Genomic DNA, 19,650 nt, shown 5'->3' with positions numbered 1-19,650 from the left:
TAGGAAATCCATCTTAGTTTTTTTCCGGCATTGGGATAGGGGAAGGTAGATGATCGTGACACAAGATAAAGCCCTAGCAAATGTTTTTCGTCAGATGGCGACTGGAGCGTTTCCACCAGTTGTGGAATCGTTTGAGCGCAATAAAACGATCTTTTTCCCCGGCGATCCTGCTGAACGAGTTTATTTTCTTTTAAAAGGCGCAGTAAAACTCTCCAGGGTGTACGAAGCAGGAGAAGAAATCACAGTTGCGCTGCTGCGGGAAAATAGTGTTTTTGGAGTTTTGTCCCTACTGACTGGAAACAAGTCTGATCGCTTTTATCATGCAGTTGCTTTTACACCTGCCGAATTGCTCTCAGCACCAATTGAACAGGTGGAACAAGCACTAAAGGAAAATCCTGAATTATCGATGTTAATGCTGCGAGGCCTTTCATCACGCATTCTTCAGACAGAAATGATGATTGAAACACTTGCTCACCGAGATATGGGTTCAAGATTGATCAGTTTTTTATTGATTCTTTGTCGCGATTTTGGCATTCCTTGTGCCGATGGAATCACGATTGATTTGAAGTTATCTCATCAGGCGATCGCTGAAGCAATTGGTTCTACCCGCGTAACTGTCACTAGATTGCTGGGTGACTTGCGCGAAAAGAAAATGATTTCCATACACAAGAAAAAAATTACTGTCCATAAGCCTGTTACCTTAAGTCGGCAATTCACCTAAAAGCGCTTGGAGACTGGAGTGAGCAGGTTAATTCATCAAGTAATGTCAGCTATTGCTCATTTCCAATCTCCCACAGACAATGGCTGGAAGTAGTAGGCTGTATCTGGAGGGATTTCTTCGCTAAATCATTAACTGATGGCCACCGGGTACATCCTCATTATTGCAATTTTAATTTTGGGAGGCGTAATTGCCACCGTGGGCGATCGTATTGGCACGCGGGTTGGCAAGAAGCGGCTTTCACTGTTTAATCTTAGACCCAAAAATACAGCTGTTTTAGTGACAATTCTCACAGGGTTGGGCATTTCCGCATCAACCCTGGGAATTTTATTTTTAGCTGATGAAGGATTGCGTAAGGGAGTTTTTGAACTTGAAGATATTCAAAAAGATCTCAGGCGCAAACGCGTACAGCTAGAAAACACTACTAAACAGCTAGACACTACCAGAACAGAGCTAGAGCAAGCAAGAATTGAGCAATCAAAGGCACAAGAAGACTTACAAGAAATAAATAAATCCTTACAGTCAGCAAATGCCAAGCAGCAGCAAACACAAGCTCAACTCAACCGCACTATCAAGCAACAAGCACAAACCCAAGAGGAACTCCAACGTACCCAAAAACAATTAGGTCAAGTTGCAACTCAGTATCAACAAGCTAAAACCCAATTGCAAAGTGTTTATGCAGAGAGAAACAAACAACTAGCAGAAATTAAATTACTAAAGGCAGAGCGTCAAAGATTATACGAAGAAGCCAAACAGGCAATCGCCGAAGCCCAAGCGGCAATTGATAAACGCGATCGCGAACTAGCCAAGCGGCAAGAAGAGATTGAAGCACGTGATCGCAAAATTGCTAGTTTGGATAACATAATTCAAAAGCGCAATCTAGAAATTACGGCACGGGAAAAGATTATTGCTCAAAGGGAAGCTCGTTTGAAAGATTTGGAAGCGCAGCAGCAAGATCTCGAACAGGAAGTAGCAAGGCTAGAGAAATATTATCAGTCTTATCGCGACCTTCGTTTAGGAAAACTAGCTTTATTTCGCGGGCAAGTTCTTGCTGCTGGGGTAGTTCGTGTTCAGCAACCTTCGGCAGTACGTCAAGCAGTAATTCAACTATTACAAGAAGCTAATCGCAATGCCAGCATTGAATTAACCGAGCCTAATCTAAATCCTGCCCCAAACGTCCAGATTTTGCGCGTTACTGAGGAACAAGTTGAGCAATTAAGCAAGCAAATTCAAGATGGACGAGAATACGTGGTGCGAGTTTTCTCGGCAGGTAACTATGTTAGGGGAGAAAAACCGGTAGAATTTTTTGCTGATGCAGCAATAAATCAAGTCGTTTTTTCAGGAGGCGAGGTATTAGCCACAACTAGTGCCGATCCTAAAACCATGACATCCTATCAATTGAGGCAGCGTTTAGAACTTTTGATTTCTGCTTCTCAATTTCGCGCTCGCAATGCTGGAATTTTAGAAAATATTCAAATAGATGGTACTTTTATTCGCTTTGTAGCTCAATTGCGGCAATACGATCAGCCATTAGATATTAAAGCTATTGCAGCAGAAGATACTTACACAGCCGGGCCACTAAAAGTTAAATTAGTGGCAATCAAAAATGGGCAAGTTATTTTTAGTACCTAAAATTGAAAATAGATGAATGATTTTGTTAGTAGTTAGTAGGGGAGGCAGCGCGTTGCGGAGCCAGTGCGCCCTTGCGGGTTTCCCGCGTTGTAGCACCTGGCGTCACCTGGCGTCGGGGTTCCCTCGGTTGTAGCGACTGCCGTGCGGGTTTAGAAGATAATTGCTCGGTTTGAAGCGAAAGTTCATCAGCAAAACCCGCCCGTATAGTAGTTAGTAGTTACTAGGAGCTGGTTTAGAAGAACAATAAGATAATCAACGAAATCTGCCAGTACAAAAGTTAGTAGTTCATAGGTAGTTGCTTACCTCTACCTACTAACCACTATCCACTCTCAATATTAAAAGCATTTAATAGTATTTAATATGAATTCTAATGAATTTATACCAACACAACCAGTAGTTTTGGGCTTTGATCCAGGTAAAGATAAGTGTGGTTTAGCGGTAATGGGACTAGATCGACAACTTCACTATCACCAAGTCGTACCTTCAGATAACGCAATTGCCACCATTGATAAATTACGACAAAAATATCCAATCTCGTTAATAGTAATGGGTGATCAAACCACAGCTAAAAGCTGGAAACAGCAACTGCAACAGAAATTGTCAGAGCAAGTGAAGATAGTTTTAGTAGACGAACGCTATACCAGTTTAGAAGGACGCGATCGCTATTGGCAAATGTACCCACCACAAGGACTGACAAAGCTCTTACCAAAAGGTATGCGCACACCACCACGACCTATAGATGACATTGTTGCCATTCTCTTGATCGAAAGATATCTAAATCGACTGACAGAATCCGTAAATGAATTATGAAATTTTTCTCATTACTATGCTCTGCATGGTAATGAAAACTTTAAGGCTCTGCCTCTTCTTCATGAAGCAGAGCCTCAATCAATGCCTTCCCAGGCTCCAGCATGGGAAAGAGAAAAAATGCTCAATTGCGTTTACCCAGTGGCGATGCGTTCACATTTCGTTCAGAAAAACCTATTGCAGGTATTACTGAGATAACTGTTACAAATTTGGATGCTAATACGAGCCGGGTGACAGTCATCGGTGAGGCGGGATTACCAACAGTTGAGTTGTTTGAAAGTTGAATTCAGTTTATGAAAGCGCGGGAAGCTTTCGAGACTTTTCTGAGAGCGATCGCTTCTTCATTGCCCCCGTATTAACTTGGGATATCGGTAAGAATACAAATCTCACCTTTGAAGCCGAATATCTGTGGGAAAAAAGACCCCTTGATTGTGTTGTCGCTGTATCAAGCCACGATAAACCCACTTATTTGTTTGTTAATCTTATACCCGAAGAAAGCTCAACAGCCTTACTAGAATTTATGCAACTATATATCAAGAGTTCTAAAGGGGCTGTAGTTTGGAAACAAATTCCTGAAATATTGCAGCCTGCTATTTTCGCCCAAATTCCGCCACCAGAAATACGGAGAGTAGCGATCACTGTGATGAAAATTCCGCTTCGGCAATACTGGAATTTACTCGCAAATTACCTTGCACCTCAAAAGCGTCAAGTGGGTTGGCTCGCGATCGCCTTACTGGGCAGCATGATCCTGCAAGCCATTAATCCGTTAATTCTACGTTACTTCATTGATACAGCAATAGGTGGAGGCTCAGAGCAACTCTTGCTGCTTATGGCTGTGGTGTTTATCGCTACCGTCCTAGTGACTCAGGTACTATCAGTTGATGGCACGATCGCTACAATCTGGACTCGGTGTACTGAGTGTTGGTAATTTTGCTCTATTTGTCTATTACCTATCTTTTATGACTGGTTTTTTAGACTATCTGGGCAGATTCATGATCCTTTGCAAGCAAACGGAGGATTCTTTTGAGCGCCTAACAACTGTACGGCGGGTTGAGAAGATAAATTTTCAGTTTGAAAGGCAAGATTATCAACAAAACCCGCACGCGGCTGTGCTACAAGTCGGCGGAGCCGACGCCACCTGACGGCAAGCCGTACCTACTTCTATCCGCTCCGCGTCTACCGCGTCTACGCCGGAAAGCACAGCCACTGCGCCCTTGCGGCTGTGCCGCACTTGTAGACGCCCGTCAGGGCGGCTACTTGCAGAAGCCACTACTCTACCTACGTGTCTACCCGGAGGGTAGCACGTGGCGTGGCGTCCAAGACGGGGGCTGCTTCACCGCGCTGCATTCCTATCGCACTGGCTCCCCTCATAGCCAATGACTATTGACTAAAGTTCGGCTCGAATGGTAAAAGCATAATCTCCCCCTGGCTCGAGCTGGTAATCTTTCTGCTCTAAAAAGCGACCGAGCGGTTCTTTTATCAAGGCACGACCTTGGGAAGGCTTGACAGATAGTTCTCCCCGACGAAAATGCCACTGGAATTGCCACTCAAAGTCACCTGCTCTTACTTCTCCTTCAAGTAAGCCGTGTTGCCAAGATTGACGGGTAATCCTGACATGAGCAGTAGTTTGTGGTAAACGTTTAGCACTCACGATGCTTAGAATCAAGTTGGAATAAAAACCGAATAGTAATAACTTTACATTTACTCAAAATACATCAAATACACCAATGGTAGTAATTGAATATTCTGATTCTACTCACTTCAAGTTAAACCTAAAGACTTATATGCGTGTAATAATAGCTGAATATGAAGCATAGTAATTGTCTCAGTTATAAGAATTTTTCTGGATAAATTTAATTTCAAATAACTAATTACACTTAAAACATAATCATCACATCTAAATCTCCAAACATCTGTTCCAGCAAGTCTTCCATAATATCTTGATTTCTTTGGTGCAGAACTTTTGGCCCATCAAGAAATTCTTTGATCGTGATGTTCTGCTCTCGAAAATCCATGACAAAATCGCGGATCTCAGAAATTACTTGAATTTCAGATTCCACTTGTTCTAACATCTGAGCAACGGGATCAATCCCTTCTCGATTAGCTTTGCGACAATCAGAAACCATCACTCCTTCAGGAGTATTTTTCACCAAGCGAAGCTCCCGTTTTAAATTTTCATATTGAGTTTTGAGGAATTCATTTTCCTGTTCTAAATTAATAGATATTCTAGTTAAATCGTCCTCACCATCACTTATAACCGATTTTCCTGCCTGATGTTGCTGTTCAATTTCTAACAGTCGAGCTAGATCTCCATCTTGATAGGCTTTATTTAGTTCCTTCATAATTTCTGTATGGCGCATCTGTGTCTCGCTGTCTGTAACCTTATCGGGGTGAAAAATTTCGGCTAATCTCAAAAATGTCTGGCGCACTTTTCGCGATTCATCAGTTCTACTTGCGGCAGGAGATTCTAGCTGCTTTTGTGTTTGTTGATTTTGATGACTTTCTTCTCCAGAAAAATTAAAGAACTCATTCTCTGAATCCTTATTTTCAAAAAGTTCATCTAATTCTTCTTCTAGCTCATTTTGAGTTGATTTTGGACTAATCAGTCCTGCAATTTGCAGATTAAAATAAATTTTTTCAATATTTTTTTTGGTTTGTTTGCCAAATTTTCTGTTCGTTAAAATTTCATCAAAAAGAGTATGAATTTCTTGGTCAATTTCTGACATTTTGGTAAAGCTAGGAGAGCCTCGATGAAATATCTCTGTAGCTAAAGCACGCATCTGCTCAACAAAATTCTTCAGTTCTGTGCGTTTTCTCTTAATTTGTTTCAGTAGCCATTGGTGTTCTTTTTCTAGCTCTTGCAAACGAATATGGAGAGATGAAAGAGCTAGTGATGTTGTTAGGCTTGCGTTTGGAGATGAAACTGATTTAGGCATGGATTAAGAATAATTTTGAGGATACATCACAGGACTAATTTTTAGTGTGTAATACCAAATTGGCACGGGGAAGTCTTGTTTCAAAATTCTGGGATAGCCTATTAATCAATGGTTTTAATCCAAAATCTAAAATCTAAAATTGGTATTAGTCCTGGGAGTATGGTAAAACTTACATCCCATCCTTTCAACTGTTACACATGAAATTTTGACAAAAACGTAAGGTCAAAACATAAAATGAGTTTTTCTACTCAGTAAACTCACATCAAAACTCCTACCACCAGGCAGCAGCCCACAAACTCTCGTTACCAGGTTCAACCTGGTAACGAGAAATTACACATTCTCTGCGCTGTTCCCTATTCCCCGTTTCCTGCCATAATACAAAGCGATCGTTCTTACTTCACCTCGGCGATCGCTTTTTGGCTCAAATTCTTAAACTATGGATTTGGGATGAAATTCCCAATCCATCAGTAATTTATCGATTTACTGTTGCTTGTTCCCGCGCTGCGGCTGCCTGATCTGGGTGAATACCCAAGCGGGTGAGATTAATTCTACCTTTATTGTCTATTTCACGAACTTTGACAATTACTTCGTCACCGACTGCAACTTCATCTTCTACTTTGCCTACACGGTAGTCAGCCAGCTGGGAAATGTGGATCATGCCTTCTTTTCCAGGCAAAAATTCCACAAATGCACCGATTGGTATGATCCGAGTGACACGCCCTACGTAAACATCACCTTCATTCAGCTTGCGCGTCATGCCTTGGATGATATTTCGAGCTTTTTTGGCTTTATTTTCATCTACAGCCGAGATAGTGACAGTACCATCATCTTCAATATCAATCTTGGCACCCGTATCTTCGGTAATGCCCTTGATTGTTTTGCCTCCTGGCCCAATCACTAGACCAATCATGTCTGGATCAATCTTAATTGTCAACAAACGTGGAGCGAAAGACGACATCTCGCTGCGTGGTTTGTCAATAACTTGAAGCATTTTCTCCAGAATGTGTAACCGTGCTGCTTTAGCTTGGTTAACAGCTTGCTCGATAATCTTCAAAGACAAACCCGGAATTTTCATATCCATTTGTAAGGCTGTAATTCCCGTATCTGTCCCGGCAACTTTGAAGTCCATGTCACCCAAAAAGTCTTCGATGCCCTGAATGTCTGTCAAGACTCGCACTTCATCGCCTTCTTTAATCAAACCCATCGCAGCACCACTAACGGGTTTAGCAATAGGTACGCCAGCATCCATCAAGGCTAGGATTGAGCCGCAAACTGAACCCATTGAAGTGGAACCGTTGGAAGACAGGACTTCTGATACTACCCTAATTACGTAGGGGAATTGGTCTCTCGGTGGTAATATAGGCAATATTGCTCTTTCAGCCAAAGCTCCATGCCCGATTTCCCGGCGTCCTGGCGCACGCATAGGCTTGGTTTCCCCTACTGAGAACGGTGGGAAGTTGTAATGGTGCATATAGCGCTTTTGCTGATCTTGTTGCAAGTCATCAGTTAAGGTTTGTACATCTCCTGGTGTACCGAGAGTACAATTTGATAGTACCTGGGTTAATCCCCGGTTAAACAAACCACTGCCATGAACGCGCTTAGGCAGTAAACTAACTTGACAAGAAACGGGACGCACTTCATCTAGCTTGCGACCGTCCACTCGAACATTATCTTCGATGATTTGACGGCGCATCAGCTTTTTAGTGATGTCTTTGAAAGTATTGTCTAGAGCTTTTTTATTTGCAGTGGCAGCCACTCGGATCGGATCTTCTTCTGGTAGTTCAGCGATCGTATTTGTAACTGATTCTTTGACTGCATCCAAAGCAGTATCTCGCTCAGTTTTCTCCAAATCAAATTGCGAGAGGATTTTCTTTATTTCATCTGTAGCGCGATCGCGGATGAAGTTTTCCAGCGTCGAGTCTACTTCTGGTTCTGGTTCCTGGACAATTTCCAAACCCAATTCGCTGATTAAATCTCGTTGGGCTTGAATTAAGTCCTGTACAGCTTCATAACCAAATTCAATCGCCTCAATAATATCTCGTTCAGGCAATTGATTGGCTCCCGCTTCCACCATAATGACGCCCTCTGGTGAACCTGCAACCACAAGATCCAGATCTCCGGCTTCAATTTCAGCATAAGTAGGATTAATGATAAAATCATCACCTACTAATCCAACACGTACTGCCGCCATTGGCCCATTAAACGGAATTTTTGCCAATAAGGTAGCTATAGAAGCACCGGTCACAGCTAGCACATCTGGTGGCACTAATTCATCCATCGAAAGAGTTAGTGCCACAACTTGTAGATCATCCCGCAACCATGATGGGAACAAAGGACGTAAGGGGCGGTCAATTAATCGGCTGGTAAGAATTGCTCTCTCTGGCGGCCGACCTTCTCGCCGCAACAATCCTCCTGGAATTCTGCCTGCGGCGTAAAGTCTTTCTTCGTAATCTACAGTGAGGGGCAGAAAATCAACGCCTTCTCTGGCTGCTGATCGCGTAGCTGTAACTAGAACTGCCGTATCCCCAGATTGTATCAACACTGATCCACCAGCCTGGGGTGCTAGTAGACCCACCTTCAGTCGAATATCCCGTCCGTCAAAGGATATTGACTTCTCAAATTCTCCCATTCAGTTTTTTTTCCTTCTCTTCGTTATTCTCTCTCTGTGGCAATCCTAACATTTATGAACTAATCTGGCTGGAGTAGTATGCATAATGATTGACAACTTTAGTTACAGCTGTTTGGGCTACTTACAGAAGTCGCTACGCGCAAGAGCTTAGGTAGGGAATTAGGACAAGGGAACGGGGAGACAAGGGGAAAGAACGTGCTGATCAATTTTCCGTGTCACCGTGTCTTCTTGACTCGCAGCAATTTCTAACATTGCCTCTCCCATAAACCGGTCAATGCCCTGACTACGCATATGAAGTTGTACAATGAAACCAGCGTTGCAAATAAGACTACACCGACCCAAATGTAGAGACGCGATTAATTGCGTCTCTACGAATTGTGTAGTACATTCACTCTCCACCTTGACAAAATAAGCATCCTGACTCAACCAGTAATCTACAAATTCTGACTGAGAGAGGAGTTAATTTTGGGGATAAGTTTTACCTTCTATAATGACAAGATTCAGTAATTTCCTTACCTCCTCTGATTCTTTAAATGAATACAATCTAGTTTAGCTTTTATGCCATTTTTGAAAATTTTCTAAAGAGGTAAATGCATTTTTCTTAAACTTTATTACAATATTTTACTAGTATTTAACAATAATTAATAATCAATTTAAAGACTTGTCTCAATTAGAGAATAAACAAATTCAATACTTTATTTTTGTGAATATTTGAGTAGTTAGCAAATGGCAATTTTACACGGCAGTTGGTTATTACAAGATCGAGGTAGCAGTTTATTTATTTGGGGAGAGACTTGGCGTTCTCTGGAAACGAAAATAGATCCAGGTACATTAACACAAGTACCATCTCATCCGTATGCAATGACAGCAGATGAATTAAATGAGTGGCTGCATTCACGTCAAATAAAACTTTCTAATTCGAGCCAAAAGACTGTAGAAACGCCAAATTTAGAGTCTCCACAAACAAGACGAACCTCCAAAGCAGGAACTAAGTTAAAGCACAAAGCTGCAAGTGCTGCCAATGTAATGCCAACACGATCGCAAATTCTTGCTTTGCCCACTTATTTTTCAGAAAGCGAACAACAGGGTGCAGTATTTATTTCTCCCGTACATTCAGCAATATTGGGTTCAGAAAAATCTTTTTCCCAATATCTACAACCTTGGCAAGTTGAGGGTTTTTGTTTAGAACCACAAGATGCGATCGCATTTTTGGCTTCTCTACCCTTGAGCATCGCCAACCAAGAAGATGATTTTGTCGGTGGAGATTTACGCTTTTGGTCACACATTGCCCGGTGGAGTTTAGATTTAATAGCAAGATGTAAATTTTTACCCACACTTGAGCGATTCACAGATGGTTCTATTGCCGCAAAATGGCAAGCACTCCTCGACAGTGCTTTGGATGGAACTCGTTTAGACAAATTTTCTCAACTGATGCCATTGGCGTGTCGGACGTATCAGGAGTTAAAAGAAGGACACGGGGACACGGAGAGTAAAGAGGACACGGGGACACGGAGACGGGGAGACGCGGGGAGTAAAGAGGACACGGAGACACGGAGACGGGGAGACGCGGAGAGTAAAGAGGACATGGGGACACGGAGACGGGGAGACGCGGGGAATTTTGATGATTACCCCTCGTCTTTGGTTCACAACTCGCCAATTTATATAAACTTACCAATCGAACCACAAGAACTGTTGTTGGGATTTCTCAACAGTACAATCGATGTCCAAATCAGAAGTATGGTAGCTTCCCAAACTCTACTCGACACACGAGCAATGGCGTCTCTACCACCAGTAGTGCGACAGTGGTTGCATTCTTTAACAACTCCATCAGCCACAATAGCTGGCGAAACAATTGCCTTGGAACGATTGGAAGCGGCTTTGAAGGCTTGGACGATGCCGCTACAGTACCAGTTGGGTGGAAAAAATATATTTCGCACCTGTTTTGTTCTACACCCGCCCAAGTCAAATGAGGCTGATTGGACTTTGGCATATTTTCTTCAAGCGCCTGACGATGCAGAATTTTTGATAGATGCAGAGACAATTTGGCGGCATCCCGTGGAAAGCTTTGTTTATCAAAATCGAACTATTAAGCAACCACAAGAAACATTTCTGCGGGGTTTGGGGTTAGCTTCACGATTGCATCCAGTATTAACACCTAGTTTGGATACCCCATATCCCCTGTCTTGTCATCTCAACCCCATGCAAGCCTACGAGTTTATCAAATCGGTAAAGTGGCGATTTGAAGATAGTGGTTTGGGCGTAGTTTTACCTCCTAGTTTAGCAAATCGGGAAGGATGGGCAAATCGTTTAGGTTTGAAGATTAGCGCCGAAACACCAAAGAAAAAGCAAGGGCGTCTGGGTTTGCAAAGTCTGTTAAATTTTCAATGGCAATTGGCAATTGGCGGACAGACTCTTTCTAAGCAAGAGTTTGACAAACTTGTAGCCCTAAATAGCCCACTGGTGGAAATTAATGGGGAATGGGTAGAGTTGCGATCGCAAGATATTAAAACAGCCCAAGCATTTTTTGCTTCTCGAAAAGAGCAGATGGCGCTGTCGTTAGAGGATGCTTTGCGCCTGAGTACCGGGGACACCCAAACAATTGAAAAATTACCAGTAGTTAGCTTTGAGGCTTCAGGTGCATTGCAGGAGTTGGTAACTACCCTGACAAATAATAAAGCGCTCGAACCCCTACCTACACCCGCTAGTTTTCAGGGACAATTGCGCCCGTATCAACAGCGTGGTATGGCTTGGTTAACATTTTTAGAACGATGGGGCTTGGGGGCGTGTCTGGCAGACGATATGGGATTGGGGAAATGCGTATCTAAAGATACACAAATCTACGTCAATGGAGGATTAATCACAGCAGAAGAAATCTGGCAAAACTACGCTGCTGAAGAAACAGAGTTTGACGGTGAGGGATTTTGGGCAAAACCAACCCAGGAATTACTGGTGAATTCCATAGATGAAAAAACTGGCAAAATTGTGCAGGCTTCTATCAAACAGTTGTATCGGCAGCAAGTTCGCGAAAAGCTAAGAAAAGTGACGCTGCAAGATGGCAGCAGTGTCACCATTACCCGTCGTCATAAGTTACTTACTAATAAAGGCTGGACGAATGAGCTAAAAGTGGGTGATTACGTGTGCGTACCAGCCAAAATGCTTTGGCAAGGAAAATCCGAAGATCCTGATTTAGTCAAGTTTGTTGCTTGGCAGATTGCGGAAGGTCATGAGATTCCTAACTTAGGTTGCGTTACCATATCTCAAAAAGATACCAGGCAGCTAGAATATCTACTCCAGACTTTGCAGCGCCTTTCTCAACGCTATGAGATTAAAATTAACAGTCCGAGTATCCAAACTTTTCCTGGTAAAGTTCCAAATCTCCGAGTTCATAGCCAAGCATATTGGCGCTTTTTAGAGGCAAAGGGTTACATTTGGGGCAAATTGTCGGCAGAAAAGTCTATTCCGTCTTTCATTATGCAGGCAGACTTACAAAGCGTGCGTATATTTTTACAAAACTATTTCGATGCTGAGTCTGCCGTTGTATCAAGTATGCGGAGTATCGAAATTGTGACAGCTTCCCCGCTACTAATTCAGCAACTTTCTGTACTGCTGCGACGCTTTGAAATTTGGTTGCGAATATCACCCAAACAGAAATGTGCAACCAATGGAAATCGGACTTTACGCACTTATTATATCGGTGTAATTGGAGGAAATTCTGCTCGTAGATTTTTGCAAGAAATCGGATTTGGCAATCTAGAAAAACAGCAGAAGTTAGAAAAAATTTGTCAGAGCGTAAGCAACACTAATGTTGAGGGAATTCCTGCTGCTGATCTTGTTGCCCAAACAGTAGCAGCAACAAGTCTACCGCTGCGGCATTTGGGAATGCACAATACCGTTTACATTAATGGTTCACAGCAATTTTCCAGGAATAGTTTGGAACGAGTATTAGTTGGTATAAACGGCATTCTCAGTGGAGAGACGCAACAGAAATACCAGTTACTAAAACCTTCAAAATGGACATCTCAAACCCTTGATGCTTATGCTCGCTTAGATGTACAGCAGTTGAATTTAACTAAACAATCCTTACAACATCTGATTAACCAAGAAGTTTTTTACTGCAAGATTGAAAGTATTGAAAATATTGAGTATGAAGGATGGGTTTACGATTTTGAAGTTAGCGAACACCATAATTTTGTTGCCAACAATATTATCTGTCATAACACCATCCAATTTATTGCATTTTTACTACATCTCAAAGAACAAAATGCTTTAGAAAATCCAACGCTGTTAGTTTGTCCAACTTCTGTTTTAGGTAATTGGGAAAGAGAAGTCAAAAAATTTGGCCCATCATTGAAAGTTTTACAGTATCACGGTGATAAACGCGCTAAAGGAAAGGCTTTTGAACAAGTAGTGAAGAAGCATGATTTAGTTATTACCAGTTACTCCCTTGTTCCGCGTGATTTAAAGTCTTTACAGAGTATCTCTTGGCAGATGATTGTTTTAGATGAAGCCCAAAATATTAAAAATGCAGATGCAAAACAATCACAGGCAGTGCGACAGTTAGAATCGATGTTTCGTATTGCTCTAACGGGAACACCTGTAGAAAATAGACTGCAAGAATTATGGTCAATTTTAGATTTTCTCAATCCAGGATATCTAGGAAATAAGCAGTTTTTCCAACGCCGATTTGCCATGCCAATTGAAAAGTATGGTGATACTGCTTCTTTAAATCAATTGCGCTCTTTAGTTCAACCATTTATTCTGCGTCGTTTAAAGACCGATCGCGAGATTATTCAAGACTTGCCAGAGAAGCAAGAAATGACAGTATTTTGCGGTTTGAGTCCCGAACAAGCAAAACTGTATCAACAAGTAGTTGAAGAATCTTTAGCAGAAATTGAAGATACTGAAGGAATACAGCGCCGGGGCAAGATTTTGGCTTTACTTGTGAAGCTAAAACAAATCTGCAATCATCCAGCCCAATATTTGAAAAAAGATAGTCTGACGGAACCTCGTCTATCTGGAAAATTATTGCGATTGCAGGAAATGCTAGAAGAAGTTTTATCGGAAGGTGATCGCGCTTTAATTTTCACTCAATTTGCTGAATGGGGCAAGCTCCTGAGACCTTATTTAGAACAAAACTTAGGACGAGAAACATTATTTTTATATGGCAGTACCAGCAAAAAACAACGTGAGGAAATGATAGACCGTTTCCAACACGATCCTCAAGGCCCGCCAATCATGCTTTTGTCGTTAAAAGCAGGTGGTGTAGGACTAAATTTAACACGTGCAAATCATGTTTTTCACTTCGACCGTTGGTGGAACCCAGCAGTAGAAAATCAAGCTACAGACCGAGTATTTCGGATTGGGCAAACCCGCAATGTGCAAGTACATAAATTTGTTTGTACTGGTACATTAGAAGAAAAAATTCATGACATGATTGAAAGTAAGAAACAACTAGCTGAACAAGTTGTAGATGCAGGGGAAGAATGGTTAACTGAACTAGATACAGACCAACTTCGCAACTTATTATTACTTGACCGTAGTGCAGTTATCGCAGATGAAGATGAAGATTAAAAGGGAACAGGGAAAATGTCTTTCCTTCTGCCTCCTGCTTTCTGACTTCTATTTAGGAGAAAAATATGACTAATGAGACACTACAAGCTAGCCGAGAATGGTGGTCACAACGTTGGTTAGAATTACTAGATTCCTATCGTTTTAAAAAGCGTTTAGAACGCGGTAGAAACTATGCCCGTCAAGGTAATGTGCTTAGTATTGATTTTCAAGGTGCAAAAGTTTTAGCTAGAGTTCAAGGTAGTGAAGCCGAACCATATAAAGTTTCTCTTTTCCTTGACTCCTTTAGTGAGGAACAATGGAATTATATAGTTGAAACTATGTCTCAAAAGGCAATTTTTGCTGCTAAGTTATTGGCAGGAGAAATGCCGCAAAATATAGAAGAAGTTTTTACTAATAATGGTCTTTCACTATTTCCCTTTACCTTAGCTGATGTTCATAGTAGATGTTCTTGTCCTGATAAAGCAAATCCTTGCAAACATATTGCCGCAGTTTACTACCAACTAGGCGATCGCTTTAGTGAAGATCCGTTTGTACTATTTCAGTTAAGAGGACGTACAAAGGAGCAAGTCATCAGCGATTTGCGGCAATTACGCAATGCCAATGTCGAAGTTTCTGAGCTAGAAGCACCTGAGTTAAAAGAGCCAACTTCTCCAAATCAATATACTAATATTGATATTTTTTGGCAATATCATGAATCACTAGAACCTTCTCTAGTTGTAATTACACCATCAAGTAGTGAGACAGTTTTAGATGTATTGGGAGCAATTCCTCTAGCAAAGGAAGAGGAAAATCTCGCTAGCCTGACTGCATCTGATGTGGTAATGAAGTATTTAGATACGCTCTATAAAGATGTGAGTCAGAAAGCTATGTTGTCGGCGATGAAAGTGGGAGAAAGTTAGCTAAAGGATGAAGAATGAAGTATTAAGTATGAAGGATGAATTAATAAAATCTTTTATCCTTTAACCTTTATCCTTCAGACTTTCCTCTAATTCCCTTAAATCTTTCTTTCGCTTCCTGAAAAGCTTCCTGCATCACAGACTGAATTTTCTTTGGATCTGGTTTCTTTCCACCCATTAACTCACCAAAGTAAACACAGGCTGCTTCACCAAGTGACCAAGTGTAGGCAGCTGCCCAATATGCAGCAATTACGCTACCAAAACCAGGTAGGAATTTGACTAACTCTCGCCCGATCGCTTTTGCTAAAAAGCCACCAGCGATTGTACTTACCAAACCTCCTGCCTGTGATGGCGTTAAACTTTGTCCATATAAATTTCCTAATAAACCTACCATAGATACCTGCAATGCAGTTAATACAGGCATAGTGGCAAATGGCAAAGGTACAGATGCAATTGTCGCGGCTGCGATCGCAAACGCCAACATATAACGTCGTCCAACATCTCTGTAGAGATTGCCAATTTTCTCACCAGCTTTCTTATCCAATAACTGATAAATTGCACCAGCTTCGGCTTCCGGAAGAAGTTCTGCCAAGGTATCTCTGAATGCTTCTAAGCCATAAAATACTGGTGTGTAACCATCTTCTTCCAAAGTGAAGTCAATCAGAATAACGCGATCGTACAAATTAGCAAAGGCTTGCTGTATTGCATCAAAGGCTCGATCTACCTCCTCATAGTCGGGTGGGTAGGTAGGATGATCGGTAACATCAGGAGGATAGACTTCATGCAAGCAGGTGACAGCCAAAAGACAAGGAATGTTTGGATACTGCTGACGCAGCTGCTGGGCAATTTGCCGAAGTGCATCAGTTGCGAAATCATTGATTTTGACAGTGAGAACGAGTATTCTAGCGCCAAGGCTTGCTTGTTGCAGGTCACCAATCAGTTCTTGAATAATTGTTTCAGTATCCTGCTTGACATCACCTAACCCTACTGTATCTGTAAAAATTAGTAGTGGTAGATCCTTAGAAGGATAGGCGTAACGCTCAGTGTGTTGCGTATGAGGGCGATATCCCTGACCAACAATCTCGGCAGAAACGCCCGTTAATCCCCGCACAATTGAACTTTTTCCAGCTTGCGGTTTCCCAATCAACAGCGCTTCTGTAGTTGGCAGTTCTGAGCGAACGGTTTCTAATATCTCTGCAATTTGAGCTTCGCTGACACTAAACATTTTAATTACTGTCTGTGCTAGTTGCTCTACAGGAAGAAGTTGCAGCAAGCGTGCCGTTGTCTTATCCCAGGCAGCAGCAATGGGGTTTTTCGACTCATCAGCCGATTTAGTCTTAGCATCAGTTGGTTCTCCGGGCTGCTGAGAATCAACTGATGATGAGTCAGCATTACGTTGCTCAGTCATTCTCGCCACAAAAGCAGATAGATTTAGAATCGTTCCTATCTTATAGGTTACACAACTTTTGATCAGTGGAAGTTAATAATCGTATTCGCTACCAAAGTTACTTCTTTGACCATTACCAACTACTCCTAAAACATTCATTCTGGCCATTTTCAGGCTATCTAAAGCTTGTTTGAGTACAGAGGAGTTTGTTTTTTCCATCCTGACAACCATCAAAATGCCATCAGTATGGGGTGCCAACAAGCTTGCATCAGCTAATCCTACTACGAGAGGAGTGTCATAAATTACTAAGTCATAGTTATTGTGGAATTCTTCTATCATTCGCTTCATCTTTTCAGAAGAAAGCAATTTTGTCGGATCTGGTGGTATGGGGCCAGCAGTTAGTACTGATAATTGTTTCATAAAAGGCGCTTGTTGAATCGCCTCTGTGACTGGCACGTTTGTAGAAATTAAATTACTTAATCCCCAATTATTTTTTAAATTCGAGAGATTATGAATTACAGGTTGACGCAAATCGGCATCCACAAGTAGTACTTTTTGCCCCATTGCACAAGCTATCTGAGCTAAATGAAATGCCACCGTTGATTTGCCATCTCCACTCATAGCTGAACTAATAACTATGGAGCGAATTGGGCGATCGCTACTAAGTAGTTGAATATTTGTGTAAAGTACACGTACAGCCTCTACAAATTTTGAGCCATAGATGCTGGAGGTGCGATCGCCTACACCAGACACAGAAATATTTTTTGGCAAGGAATCTGGTACACTCCCTGTAAAAACCCTTTGTATGGAAGTGTAAAATTGACTTACTTGCAGTTGATTTTCAAAAGGTAGAACTCCTAGTAAAGGCTCTTTAAGTTTCTTCTTCAGAGAATTAGCACTATGGTAAGTGTTATCTAATTTTTCAAGTAGTAAGGCAACACCAACTCCTAAGACTAAACTCACCAAGAATCCTGTCATTAAATTACGTCGAATATTTGGAGAAACAGGAATTTTGGGTTGAACAGGTGGTTGAATTAACTGCCAAGGCAGCTCTGATTGTGCTACTTGAACTTGCAGAGTTTCACGGGTATTGAGAAAACGACTCAAACTGTCTGTTGCCACCTGTAATTTCCGCTGCAATTCAGTGTATTCTCGTGTTAAGATTGGCAGCTGCTTACGTTTTTCTTCAAGTTTCTGCTCCCCTTTAGCAAGTTCTTGACTCTGCACTTCTAATGCTTGAACTTGAGTAGTTGCCTGTGCAAGTTTTGTATCCATGTAGCGTCGTGCTTCTTGCTGTATCAAAGGCAACAGACCTTTACGTCTTGCCTTTAATGTTTGAATTGTGGGATTGTCCTCTTGTAAGCGAGTTAACTCACCAGCTATTTGGATTTCCACTTGCCGCAGTTGACTAAGTAACTGCTGATATAAAGGAGCATCAATTAGTGCTGCCTGTTCACCCTGTTGTTGTCTTAAGGCGGTTAAATTAGCGCGAGCGGCAGCTAACTGCTGATTAATTGCTTGTCTTTGTGCAGACAAATTAGCACTTTGAGCAGTAATTTGCTCTGCCTGGGTGTTTGGATCTACAAAGCCATACTTTTGTTGAAAAATTTGCTGCTCTCTTTGAAGCTGATCAACTCGCTTTTGCATAGATCGCAGTTGCTCTTCAACAAAATTTAGCCCCTGACGCAAACTAGTTTGCCGCTGTTCTAGGCTGTATTCTAAATAACCATTAGCAATTTGGTCGAGTACGACTTTAGCTTGTTCGGGATCTTGACTTAAATACCGGATTTCTAAAATCTTTGTTTCACGTAGCCGAGTAATAGCCAGAGATTTGATTAAAGAGTTATAAGTCATCTCTGGGTACAAGCTCTGCAAGCGCCGAACTATTTTTGTCATTAACTCTGGGCTTCTAAGAACTTGTATTTGGCTATCGTAATCCAGTCCAGTTCGAGGTTCTTGGTTAGAACTTTGACCAGAGTTTAGAACTAACTGCCTGCTGTCAACATTGAGAGGCTCTACTAGCAACCGAAAACTACTTTCATATAATTTTTCTTGTTTAAAAGTTAAATATACAACACTGCCGATAACAACAGTGGCTACCCCAGCAATGACGAGTGATCGACGCCGCAGCAAACTCAAGAAATCTCGTAAACTCCAATCGTCTCCTTGCTCTTCCAACCGCGGTAAAGATTGGGGATAACTAACTTGCTGTGATAAGAGGTTCTGATTCTGAATCTGATTAAGATTCGAGGATTGAGAAGAATTATCCATGATTGTATTAAAACTCGATTAAATACTGAGAACAGTTTGATATCATCAGAACCCAACTGTAAACGTGAGCATAAGGCAGTATATGCAGTAAAATTGGTAGAATATGTTTATTAACTGCTCAAAGTTGTATAGTTCCTCTGGAAAGACTAACAATATCTGTACATCTATCTCATTTGACAAAAGTATATCATTGCTCTTTGAATTCATTTGCTACTTCACTTCAGCGGAATTATCTCTAAATTGACTTTTAGCTAAACCAGCTAATGATTAACTAAAAGCTTGAATATTCGGAGATAGACTAGTTGCAGTACTTTGTCACTAGATCCACCCAGAGTTATATAAAAATTAAACAGTGTAACTTACTAATCAAGCTATTAACCTTGTAATATGCATTTTCATTTTGTTATTAACAAAGAGACATTGAGTCTATTTAATTTAAAGTATTATAATTAACTTGCAGCACTTAAGTAACTTATATAACTTGCAAAAAGTAATTTCTATGTTTTTATCAATATTTGAAGCTTGCATTTAGTGTATATTACAACCTGTATGGTTGATGTAACTGTATAAAATATTTTACCTGTAACTTAATATGCGTGTTTCAAAATAAACATAATTTTCATAAAAATTCAGTAGATGAATCCAGTATCAAATTATTTTTAGACATGATAATATACCCCCTAGTACAAATAAGGTACAAATTAATATGTCAAATAATGTGGCTTACTTAAATTTTGAGTTCCAAGTTGCAGAACTTCAGTGCTGAATTAAATTTCAATGATCACTTTTGCATAAAGTAAAAA

At 41.2% G+C, this 19,650-nt stretch carries 11 protein-coding genes and 3 pseudogenes; 8 read left to right on the top strand and 6 right to left on the bottom strand.

Annotated elements, in window-relative coordinates; all coding sequences use genetic code 11:
* Nucleotides 1-49: 49 nt before the first annotated feature.
* The 6 genes and pseudogenes from ntcA to U2718_RS01280 all read left to right on the top strand — a co-directional run bounded on the left by ntcA (nt 50) and on the right by U2718_RS01280 (nt 4,299).
* Nucleotides 50-721 (top strand): global nitrogen regulator NtcA, encoded by a 672-nt coding sequence (gene ntcA, locus U2718_RS01305; RefSeq protein ID WP_341999511.1) that lies wholly within the window; start codon nt 50-52, stop codon nt 719-721.
* A gap of 135 nt (nt 722-856) precedes the next feature.
* Complete coding sequence (locus U2718_RS01300; protein WP_341999509.1) at nt 857-2,350, top strand: DUF3084 domain-containing protein; 1,494 nt, start codon at nt 857-859, stop codon at nt 2,348-2,350.
* Between the two features lie 360 nt (nt 2,351-2,710).
* Nucleotides 2,711-3,160, top strand: coding sequence for a pre-16S rRNA-processing nuclease YqgF (locus tag U2718_RS01295; RefSeq protein WP_341999508.1), 450 nt, complete (start codon nt 2,711-2,713; stop codon nt 3,158-3,160).
* Nucleotides 3,161-3,276: 116 nt separating this feature from the next.
* Nucleotides 3,277-3,438, top strand: a pseudogene (locus U2718_RS01290) (AMIN domain-containing protein); the annotation flags it as partial.
* Nucleotides 3,439-3,587: 149 nt separating this feature from the next.
* Nucleotides 3,588-3,770 (top strand): annotated as a pseudogene (locus U2718_RS01285) (DUF1636 family protein); the annotation flags it as partial.
* Between the two features lie 268 nt (nt 3,771-4,038).
* Complete coding sequence (locus tag U2718_RS01280; RefSeq protein ID WP_341999506.1) at nt 4,039-4,299, top strand: hypothetical protein; 261 nt, start codon at nt 4,039-4,041, stop codon at nt 4,297-4,299.
* 245 nt (nt 4,300-4,544) lie between these two features.
* Here the strand turns inward: U2718_RS01280 and U2718_RS01275 are convergent, their stop codons facing one another.
* From U2718_RS01275 to U2718_RS01260, 4 genes and pseudogenes are all read right to left on the bottom strand, one after another.
* Nucleotides 4,545-4,808, bottom strand: coding sequence for a DUF3146 family protein (locus U2718_RS01275; RefSeq protein ID WP_341999505.1), 264 nt, complete (start codon nt 4,806-4,808; stop codon nt 4,545-4,547).
* A 226-nt stretch (nt 4,809-5,034) separates the two neighbouring features.
* A complete protein-coding gene (locus U2718_RS01270) occupies nt 5,035-6,093 on the bottom strand; it encodes a J domain-containing protein (protein ID WP_341999503.1) in 1,059 nt (352 codons plus the stop codon).
* A 472-nt stretch (nt 6,094-6,565) separates the two neighbouring features.
* The gene (locus U2718_RS01265; protein WP_341999501.1) at nt 6,566-8,722 is read right to left on the bottom strand and encodes a polyribonucleotide nucleotidyltransferase; all 2,157 of its coding nucleotides are present in this window, start codon (nt 8,720-8,722) and stop codon (nt 6,566-6,568) included.
* 231 nt (nt 8,723-8,953) lie between these two features.
* A pseudogene (locus tag U2718_RS01260) lies at nt 8,954-9,297 on the bottom strand (GNAT family N-acetyltransferase); the annotation flags it as partial.
* Nucleotides 9,298-9,448: 151 nt separating this feature from the next.
* Here U2718_RS01260 and U2718_RS01255 point away from each other — a divergent pair.
* Complete coding sequence (locus tag U2718_RS01255) at nt 9,449-14,293, top strand: SNF2-related protein (RefSeq protein ID WP_341999499.1); 4,845 nt, start codon at nt 9,449-9,451, stop codon at nt 14,291-14,293.
* A gap of 65 nt (nt 14,294-14,358) precedes the next feature.
* On the top strand, nt 14,359-15,192 hold the full coding sequence (locus tag U2718_RS01250) for an SWIM zinc finger family protein (protein ID WP_341999497.1): 834 nt from the start codon (nt 14,359-14,361) through the stop codon (nt 15,190-15,192).
* Nucleotides 15,193-15,259: 67 nt separating this feature from the next.
* Here U2718_RS01250 and U2718_RS01245 read toward each other — a convergent pair whose 3' ends face one another.
* Nucleotides 15,260-16,597 (bottom strand): GTPase family protein, encoded by a 1,338-nt coding sequence (locus U2718_RS01245; RefSeq protein ID WP_341999496.1) that lies wholly within the window; start codon nt 16,595-16,597, stop codon nt 15,260-15,262.
* A gap of 72 nt (nt 16,598-16,669) precedes the next feature.
* Nucleotides 16,670-18,847 carry a polysaccharide biosynthesis tyrosine autokinase gene (locus U2718_RS01240; RefSeq protein WP_341999494.1) on the bottom strand — a complete coding sequence of 726 codons (2,178 nt, stop codon included), beginning with the start codon at nt 18,845-18,847 and terminating at the stop codon, nt 16,670-16,672.
* Between the last annotated feature and the right edge of the window lie 803 nt (nt 18,848-19,650).

Origin of the sequence: Chlorogloeopsis sp. ULAP02 (assembly GCF_038404745.2) — a bacterium.
Lineage (GTDB): Bacteria > Cyanobacteriota > Cyanobacteriia > Cyanobacteriales > Nostocaceae > Chlorogloeopsis.
The sequence above is the reverse complement of the archived record's forward strand: the minus strand, read 5'-3'. Positions and strand labels throughout refer to the sequence as shown.

What these genes read in the sequence shown, in the direction of transcription:
- ntcA (WP_341999511.1), top strand. Translation starts at nt 50, where the DNA reads ATGATCGTGACACAAGATAAAGCCCTAGCAAATGTTTTTCGTCAGATG.
- U2718_RS01240 (WP_341999494.1), bottom strand. Translation starts at nt 18,847, where the DNA reads ATGGATAATTCTTCTCAATCCTCGAATCTTAATCAGATTCAGAATCAG.
- U2718_RS01245 (WP_341999496.1), bottom strand. Translation starts at nt 16,597, where the DNA reads ATGACTGAGCAACGTAATGCTGACTCATCATCAGTTGATTCTCAGCAG.
- U2718_RS01270 (WP_341999503.1), bottom strand. Translation starts at nt 6,093, where the DNA reads ATGCCTAAATCAGTTTCATCTCCAAACGCAAGCCTAACAACATCACTA.
- U2718_RS01295 (WP_341999508.1), top strand. Translation starts at nt 2,711, where the DNA reads ATGAATTCTAATGAATTTATACCAACACAACCAGTAGTTTTGGGCTTT.
- U2718_RS01265 (WP_341999501.1), bottom strand. Translation starts at nt 8,722, where the DNA reads ATGGGAGAATTTGAGAAGTCAATATCCTTTGACGGACGGGATATTCGA.
- U2718_RS01255 (WP_341999499.1), top strand. Translation starts at nt 9,449, where the DNA reads ATGGCAATTTTACACGGCAGTTGGTTATTACAAGATCGAGGTAGCAGT.
- U2718_RS01250 (WP_341999497.1), top strand. Translation starts at nt 14,359, where the DNA reads ATGACTAATGAGACACTACAAGCTAGCCGAGAATGGTGGTCACAACGT.
- U2718_RS01300 (WP_341999509.1), top strand. Translation starts at nt 857, where the DNA reads ATGGCCACCGGGTACATCCTCATTATTGCAATTTTAATTTTGGGAGGC.
- U2718_RS01280 (WP_341999506.1), top strand. Translation starts at nt 4,039, where the DNA reads ATGGCACGATCGCTACAATCTGGACTCGGTGTACTGAGTGTTGGTAAT.